The following is a 985-nucleotide window of genomic DNA, read 5'->3' on the forward strand; positions in this document are numbered from 1 at the left end:
AAAATCATTAAATAACCAATGAAAATTATCTTAAGTACTAAAGTTTTGATGATGTAAAATTAAACAGATACTTTGATAGAATATATAGACTAGAAAATTATAAAATTGTATTTATCACAATTATTTAAATTGCAAATTTTATAAACTTGTAATCATTATGAAAGTTATTCATATATAAGCATATAAATAAAATACTTTATCTTATATTCTTGCTTGTATTTTATCTAATTTTTCTAATCAATAATAAATAAATAATTCTTAACTTAAAAATATTTTAAGTTAAGAATTATTCTAATCATACAAATACAAATTCCATTTTATAAAAAATGTCTTTATATAAAGGATTTAAAGAATGAAGCATTACTCCATTATCTTGTTTGAAAACTTGTTTGATAAAAAGTCCATCTCTTGTGTTAATCACACAAATGCTTTTATTTTTAAGCTCTTTTCTTTAAAAGCTTATAAATAACTTCTATCTTTAATTAGTGATTCCATACTCTCTCCATAACAAGTAATAAACTTACAATTTTACTTCTAAAAAAGCTTAATAGTTTTTTATCTATGATAAATTTAGAACTATCAATTAAATCATTAATTCCACCTCCACCCAAACTTACATTTGTTTTATAAAATTTTAAAATCTTATATTTATTTTCACTTTCTAATTGAACTTTAGGAGAGTTTTTATAAAAGAAATAATTTATACTTATATTTTTTTCTTGCAAGAAGTTTAGTATTTATGGATAAGGAATAGAGTTTCTAAATTTCATAGAATTAAAAGTATCAGGATTGATTCCTAATTCTTGTGCTATATCTTTTGTTTTTAATTCACGCTTACCTTCACTTGCAAGTATATCTTTTAGCTTTTCAATCACTTCTTGCATTTGCATTTTAATAATTTGTTTTAATTTCAAAGAATTTAAACACAAAACAAAATATTAAAAAGCAAAGAAAATATTTTATTTTGAAAGGTTAGGTTTTAAGT

Annotated in this window: 1 pseudogene; it reads right to left on the bottom strand. The window is 20.5% G+C overall.

Going from position 1 to position 985, the window contains the following annotated elements:
• Positions 1-295: 295 nt before the first annotated feature.
• Positions 296-890 (bottom strand): annotated as a pseudogene (locus JG677_RS08310) (LexA family transcriptional regulator).
• Positions 891-985: the final 95 nt, after the last annotated feature.

It is taken from the genome of Campylobacter sp. TTU-622 (genome assembly GCF_016598965.1).
In the GTDB taxonomy this organism is placed as follows: Bacteria; Campylobacterota; Campylobacteria; order Campylobacterales; family Campylobacteraceae; genus Campylobacter_D.